Here is a 7,164-nt window from a genome sequence, read left to right on the forward strand (position 1 = left end):
CAGCCAGCAGGTCAAGAACCAGCGGATCAAGGCGAACTTCGCCAAGGGCGTCGATTCGGTGCTGGTCGGCAATACCCCGACCTGCCGCGTCAATGCCGATGCCGACCAGACCAACGACGATCCCAATTGCGTGCCGATCAATCTCTTTGGCAATGGCAATATCTCGGATGACGCAGCAGCCTGGGCCTTTGGCGGCGCACACCTGATCGCCACCATCAAGCTCGATGCGGCGGGCGCCAGCGTATCGGGTCAGCCCTTCGCAACCTGGGCGGGGCCTGTCGACATCGCGGTCGGCACCGACGTGCGCTGGGAGAAGCAGGTCACCAACTATGTCGATCCGCTGTCCAAGGCCAATGCCCTGAGTGTGCTCAACTCGTCGGCGACCAATGGCGGCTTCAACGTCAAGGAAGTCTTCGCCGAAGTAAACGTGCCGCTGATTGATGCCGAAGACGTGGCGCGTCTCGAAATCAATGGTGCCGCCCGCTATTCGGATTACAGCACCAGCGGCGGCATCTGGTCGTGGAAAACCGGCGGCACCCTGCGTCTCGTCAACGACCTGTTGCTGCGCGCCGTCTATTCGCGCGACATTCGCTCGCCCAGCATCGCCGAATATTTCACCACCCGCTCGGTCGGCATCGGCACCGTTGTCGATCTCTACCGAGGCGACGATGTCGTTCAGAGCGGTGTGACGGTCTTTGGCGGCGGCAACAAGAATCTGACCCCCGAAATCTCCCATACGCTGACCCTCGGGGGATCCTATTCGCCGCACTACATCCCGGGCTTCCGCCTGTCCGTCGATTATTATGATATCGATATCGACAATGTCATCACGTCGATCCCTGCGCAGACGCTGATTGCGCAATGCGTCGCCAGCAAGCCAAGCGACTCGACGTGCGGCGGCGTCATCGTCCGCAAACCCAACGGCGAAATCGAGTCGATGACCAATACTGTCCGCAACCTTGCCAATTACAACACGCAGGGCCTCGACATCGAAGCATCGTACCGGATGGCGCTGGGCGACGGAAATCTCAGCTTCCGCGCGCTGGCCAACCACGTCTTCCACCTGAAGGTCGATGGCGTCGATGTTGCGGGCGTGGTCGGCGGCGAAACCGCCTTCTCGACCCCGAAATGGCGCGGCAGTGCGACGGTGGCATTCGACAACGCCGACTTCGGTGCCAATGTGCGCGTTCGGTACGTCGATGGCGGCCTCTACAATACCCCGCCGGCACCCACGCCGGTGAACAACCGCAACGGCAGCCGCACCTATGTCGACCTTGGGCTGCAGTTCAAGGCGGGTGCCTTCACCCTGTTCGGCAACGTCAACAATCTGTTCGACGTCGATCCGCCGCTGACCCCCTATGTCACGCCGAACTATGACGTCATCGGGCGCTATGTTTCGGGCGGCGTGAAGCTCAACTTCTGAACCTCATCAACAGATAGTCCCGGGGGCAGCGGTATCGCGACGATACCGCTGCCTTTTTTTGCTCCGGCAACGGGTGGAGAGTTGAGCACGGCGAGCAGTCGGCAATCGATCCCGCTCGGGCTCGAACGGACAAGGATGCGCATGCATCGTGCTTTCTCCCTCGTCGCTTCAAAAAGCCGCGTGTCGCGGCGCGATGGTCCGCGATGGGGTGGAGGGCTGCCGCTGCAACATTGTCCAAAGTTCAGTAAAGGTCAGCCTTGTGCGCCGTTCCATTTGACCCTGCCGGGTGCTGGAAGCGCCCGGCCCTGACCGTTTGCCCACACCGGCCGGCAACCGCTTTTATCCACCAGATGAAAGAGCCGGGATGAAGGCTGGCATGGCCGGATAATGTAGGAAAGGCCTTTTTTCCAGGCGTCCGATTTGGGGTGGGGAGCTGCCCCTTTTGTGCACCCCGGCGCAAGCCGGGGCCCATGGCGTCAGAAGGCTGGCATTGCGCGATTACGCTCTGGGCCCCGGCTTTCGCCGGGGTGCACATCCCTATCGGCAACTTCCGGTCGAAAACCGCCGTTCGATTGGCATCCGCCCTGTGTCCTGTTTGCCGATTGCCTCACCTGCACCGTCGCTCTAACCTCGACGCCTGATTATCAGGTGGAGAATAACGGGTGAGCGACGGCAGCACGGCAAGCGAAATCTATATCGGCCTTGGCGGAGGCGGCGCGGCGGACGGGCCGCGCCAGTCGCTCGTGCTGAAACGCGCGAACCGCCACGGGCTGATCGCGGGCGCGACCGGTACCGGCAAGACGGTGACGCTGCAGGGTCTCGCCGAGGGTTTCTCGGCAGTCGGCGTCCCCGTGTTCGTCGCCGACGTGAAGGGCGACCTTGCCGGCATGGCGATGGCGGGCAGCCCGACCTCGAAGATGCACGAGATTTTCGCGGCGCGCGCGGCCGAGATCGGCGACAGCGAATGGGCGTATCGCGACAATCCGGTGATCTTCTGGGACCTGTTCGGCGAACAGGGGCATCCCGTTCGCACGACGATTTCGGAAATGGGGCCGCTGCTGCTCGCGCGGCTGATGGGGCTCAACGAAGTGCAGGAAGGCGTGCTCGCGATCGCTTTCCGCGTCGCCGACGAGCAGAATCTGCTTCTCCTCGACCTTGGCGACCTGCAGGCGATGCTCGCCTGGTGCGCCGAGAATGCCGACGAACTCACGACCAAATATGGCAATGTGTCGAAGGCCACCGTCGGCACGATCCAGCGCCAGCTCCTCACGCTCGAAAGCCAGGGCGGCGATCATTTCTTCGGCGAGCCCGCGCTCGATATCCAGGACATGATCCGCTGCGACGAGAATGGCCGCGGCTATGTCAACATCCTCGCTGCCGACAAGCTGATGGCGAGCCCGAAACTCTACGCGACCTTTCTCCTCTGGCTCCTCAGCGAGATGTTCGAGACGCTTCCCGAAGTCGGCGATCCCGACAAGCCGAAGCTCGTCTTCTTCTTCGACGAGGCGCATCTGCTGTTCGACGACGCGCCGCCCGCGCTCGCCGAAAAGATCGAGCAGGTCGTGCGGCTGATCCGGTCGAAGGGCGTCGGCGTCTATTTCGTCACCCAGAACCCGATCGACATTCCCGAGGATGTCGCGGGCCAGCTCGGCAATCGCGTCCAGCATGCGCTGCGCGCCTTCACGCCGCGCGACCAGAAGGCGGTCAAGGCCGCGGCTGACACCTTCCGCCCCAACCCCAAGGTCGATGTCGCGCGCGAAATCACCGAGCTCAAGGTCGGCGAGGCGCTGGTGTCGTTGCTGATGGCCGATGGCGCGCCGTCACCCGTCGAACGCACGCTGATCAAGCCGCCCTGCTCGCGCGCCGGACCGCTCGACGCCAAGGAGCGCGCAATCATCAAGTCGATCTCGCCGGTCGAGGGCAAATATGACACCGCGGTCGACCGCGAGAGCGCCGAGGAACTGCTCGCCGCCAAGGCCGAGCAGGCGCAGGCCGCCGCGGTCGAGGCCAAGGCGCAGGTCGAGGCCGACAAGCAGGCCGCGATCGCCGCGAAGGAAGAGGCGAAGCAGAAGGCGGCCGAGGAACGCGAGCGGCTGCGGCTCGAAAAGGCCGCGGCGCGCGAGGCCGCCAAGCCCTCGATGACCGAAAAGATGGTCCAGTCGGCGGCGCGTTCGGCGGCAACCAGCCTCGGCCGGCAGGTTGCGGGCAAGCTCGGCGGCCAGCTGATGCGCGGCATTTTGGGCAGCCTGTTCAAATGAACGGCGTAGCGGCGATGGAGGCGAGCCTCGCCGCCGTCGCCGACCGCGGCGTGGATATCCGTCATGCGCTGTTCGACCGCTTCTTCGCCGCTTTTCCCGACCGGCGTGCGAGCTTCATGGTCGTCGATGCCTCGTCCCGCCGGATGACCGACGAGACGCTGCAGATGATGTTCGGGCTCGCGAAGGGCGAGGGCTGGGTATGGCCGCTGGTCACCGAACTCGTCCATACGCACCGCGCCTATGGCCCGCTGCCGATCGCCGAATATGACGCTTTCATCGACATGACCGTCGCCGAGCTCGGTTTGATGGCGGGAGCGGCGTGGACGTCCGATTGCGCGGCGGCCTGGCAAGAACAGGCCGCCGCGCTCAAGGCGATGATTCGCCGCGCCCGCGCCGAATGGCAGGCGGCGTTGCCCGATCCGGTCACCGCGATCTGATCGGTTGCCTTTTGCCACTCGACTTGGAGCACGAGTTGCGGCAGCTTCGCCTTCAATGACAAAACCGATATTGCCTGGAGAGGTAGCCGCCGCCGTCGTCGACCCCGTCGCATACGGCCAATGGGACCCGCTGCACGCGCAGCTCGCGTGGGCGCGCGCCAATGCGCCGCTGGCGGTCGCCGAGAATCCCGAACTCGATCCTTTCTGGCTGGTGACGCGACACGCCGACATCATGGCGATCAGCCGCGATCCGCAGCGTTTCGCGAACGGCATCCGCCCAACGGTGCTGACCAATCGCGCCGGAGAGGCCATTGCGCGCGCCGCGACGCCGAACAACGACGGCCACCTGATTCGTTCGCTGGTGCAGATGGACGCGCCCGATCATATGAAATACCGGCTGCTGACGCAGAGCTGGTTCATGCCCAAGAACCTGAAAATCGTCGAAGAACGCATCCGGCAAATCGCGCGCGAAACCGTCGACCACATGCTCGAGGCGGGCGGGGAATGCGATTTCGCGCGCAATGTTGCGGCACATTATCCGCTGCGCGTCATCATGGACATCCTGGGGGTCCCGCCCGAGGACGAGCCGCGCATGCTGATGCTGACGCAGCAATTGTTCGGGTCGACCGATCCCGAACTGAATCGCAGCCGCGAAGCGATCACCAGTGCCGAACAGGCGATCGCGATGCTCAATTATGTCATCGCCGATTTCGAAAATTATTTCGGTGCCCTCACCGCCGATCGCCGCGCCAATCCGCGCGAAGATATCGCGACGGTGATAGCGAACGCCATGGTCGGCGGCGAACAGATCCCCGACCGCGAACTGGCCGGCTATTACATGATCATCGCGACGGCGGGGCACGACACGACGAGTGCTTCGACCGCAGGGGCGATGATGGAACTCGCGAAAAATCCGGCGCTGTTCGAACGGTTCCGCGCCGCCGGCAGCGACAAGGCGGGGCTGATCGAGGAAGCGATCCGCTGGACGACGCCGGTGCAGCATTTCATGCGCAGCGCGAAAGAAGATGTCGAGATCGGCGGACAGACGATCCGCGAAGGCGACTGGCTGATGCTCAACTATGTGTCGGGCAATCGCGACGAGGGCGTCTTCGCTGATCCGTTCGCTTTCGATCCCGACCGCGAGAAAAACCAGCAGATCGCCTTCGGCTTCGGCGCGCATGTCTGTCTCGGCCAGCATCTCGCGCGCATGGAGATGCGGATCCTGATGGAGGAATTGCTGCCGCGGCTGAAAAGCCTTGAACTCGCGGGCGAACCTGCGCGCGTCGAATCGGTGTTCGTCGGCGGGCTCAAGCGCCTGCCGATCCGGTTCGAGGCGGCCTAGGCGATTGACGCGGGAATTATCGCGCATTCGAAATTGGAACAAATTGCCTGTCAGCCGCGTTCCGGGCGGACTGTAAAAGGAATTTGTGATGCTTTTCTGGAAAAAAGCAGCCGTTTCGGTTGCCGCGACCTCAATGCTCCTCTCACCGATCGCTGCTTCGGCTGCGCCTGCCCTCGACGCCACCCGCGTCGCGTCGGTCAGCGATGGTCAGAACGAACTCGAAGGCGCGAACTGGCTTCCCATTCTGCTCGCGATTGCGATCATAGCCGGCGGCATCTGGCTCGCGGTCGATGGCGACGATGATCCGGTAAGCCCGTAATCCGCGGCGCCGTCGGCTCAAATCTTCTCGTGCGGGAAGAAGCGCGCGACGACTTCGCTCGCAAGGCGCGCAGGACGCAATGTTTCGGCGTCGATACAGCACCAGCTCGATTTGACCTCGGCGAGGACGTCTTCGCCGCGCTTGATGATCGTTTCGTAGAAGGCGCGTGCGCCCTGGACTTTTTCGAGGATCACGGTGGCGATCACCTGGTCGTCGAGAAAGGCGGGACGGCGATATGTGATCTCGTGCTTCAGCGCGACCCACAGGTGCGCCGCGACCGCGTCCGGGGGCGCGATGTGGCGCCAGTGCGCCAGCACCGCTTCCTGTACCCAACTGAGGTAGTGGGCGTTGTTCACATGCCCCATGAAATCGATCTGGTCGGCACCGACGGCGATCGCATGGTCGTGCGGAAGGGAAGCTGCGCTCATATCGTTTACATTAGTGTCAACTATATATGACGGGAAGATGAATTTTCACCCCCGTCCGCGATAGGGTGCGACTCCCTGATCAGGCAGCCACAAATCTGCGGGCGGGGCGCTCGACTGCCAGAAAACGTCGATCGGAATGCCGCCGCGTGGATACCAGTAACCGCCGATGCGCAGCCATTTGGGCTGCATCTCGTCGAACAGGCGGCGGCCGATGCCGACGGTGCAGTCCTCGTGGAAGGCCGCATGGTTCCGGAAAGACCCGAGAAACAGCTTCAGGCTCTTCGATTCGACGATCGTCTGGCCGGGCGCATAGTCGATGACAAGATGTGCGAAATCGGGCTGGCCGGTTACGGGGCAGAGCGAGGTGAATTCGGGCGCGGCGAACCGGACGAGATAAAGTTCGCCGGCGCGCGGATTCGGAACATAATCGAGCACCGCGGCTTGCGGTGAGGCAGGAAGTTCGCTCGATTGGCCGAGATGTTTCGGCGCGAGCGGCGTAGGGGTGGAATCGGTCATGGAAAGGCTCTAGTGCGCAGCGCGGCCGATGTCACCGCCGACATGTCGGGATCGGCCGGGTTCAGCGCCAATTCAGCGGCGCGGGCCAAGATGAATATTCGGGATCGCGGAAACAGAATGAAGAACGGGACAAAGGGGCAGGCAAGCAAGGCGGTATCGTTGCCGCTGGTTGCGTTTGCGCTGTCGCTTGCTTTTGCGGGTTCCGCCGGAGCGCAGGAAAACGGGAATCCGTCGCCTGCACCATCGTCCCGCCCGCTCGATTTTCGCCTGCCGCCCGCTGACGACGGCCGCACCCCCGGTGTCCAGGGGCCGTCGGACAACGGCCTGCCGCCCGTCGCTCCGGGCGAACGGCTGGGTCCGGCGCAACCCGCTCCGACGCCCGCGCCGCCGCGGGTGGCGCCGACACAGCCTGCGACGACGACTCCCGCGACTCGGGCGCCC

At 63.7% G+C, this 7,164-nt stretch carries 7 protein-coding genes and 1 pseudogene; 6 read left to right on the forward strand and 2 right to left on the reverse strand.

The window, feature by feature from the left end:
* From VGD20_RS05675 to VGD20_RS05695, 5 genes are all read left to right on the forward strand, one after another.
* Positions 1-1,423 (forward strand): TonB-dependent receptor domain-containing protein (locus tag VGD20_RS05675; RefSeq protein WP_331133519.1); only part of this gene is annotated, 1,423 nt, incomplete at its 5' end.
* A gap of 662 nt (positions 1,424-2,085) precedes the next feature.
* Entirely contained in the window at positions 2,086-3,681 is a 1,596-nt protein-coding gene (locus VGD20_RS05680) for a helicase HerA-like domain-containing protein (RefSeq protein WP_414714547.1), read from the forward strand.
* Complete coding sequence (locus VGD20_RS05685; RefSeq protein ID WP_331133520.1) at positions 3,678-4,118, forward strand: hypothetical protein; 441 nt, start codon at positions 3,678-3,680, stop codon at positions 4,116-4,118. Before VGD20_RS05680 ends, VGD20_RS05685 begins: the two co-directional genes overlap by 4 nt.
* 55 nt (positions 4,119-4,173) lie before the next feature.
* Positions 4,174-5,460, forward strand: coding sequence for a cytochrome P450 (locus VGD20_RS05690; protein WP_331133521.1), 1,287 nt, complete (start codon positions 4,174-4,176; stop codon positions 5,458-5,460).
* 133 nt (positions 5,461-5,593) lie between these two features.
* Positions 5,594-5,779: a hypothetical protein gene (locus tag VGD20_RS05695; protein ID WP_331133522.1), complete on the forward strand. Its 186-nt coding sequence runs from the start codon at positions 5,594-5,596 to the stop codon at positions 5,777-5,779.
* Positions 5,780-5,796: 17 nt separating this feature from the next.
* On the opposite strand, the gene VGD20_RS05700 is transcribed toward VGD20_RS05695, so the two are convergent.
* Entirely contained in the window at positions 5,797-6,207 is a 411-nt protein-coding gene (locus VGD20_RS05700; protein ID WP_331133523.1) for a thioesterase family protein, read from the reverse strand.
* Between the two features lie 45 nt (positions 6,208-6,252).
* Positions 6,253-6,723, reverse strand: a complete 471-nt coding sequence (queF, locus tag VGD20_RS05705) for a preQ(1) synthase (RefSeq protein WP_331133524.1) — start codon at positions 6,721-6,723, stop codon at positions 6,253-6,255.
* A gap of 117 nt (positions 6,724-6,840) precedes the next feature.
* Between queF and VGD20_RS05710 the strand changes: the two are divergent.
* Positions 6,841-7,164: pseudogene (locus VGD20_RS05710) on the forward strand (hypothetical protein); the annotation flags it as partial.

It is taken from the genome of Sphingopyxis sp., assembly GCF_036402335.1.
Classification (GTDB): Bacteria; Pseudomonadota; Alphaproteobacteria; order Sphingomonadales; family Sphingomonadaceae; genus Sphingopyxis.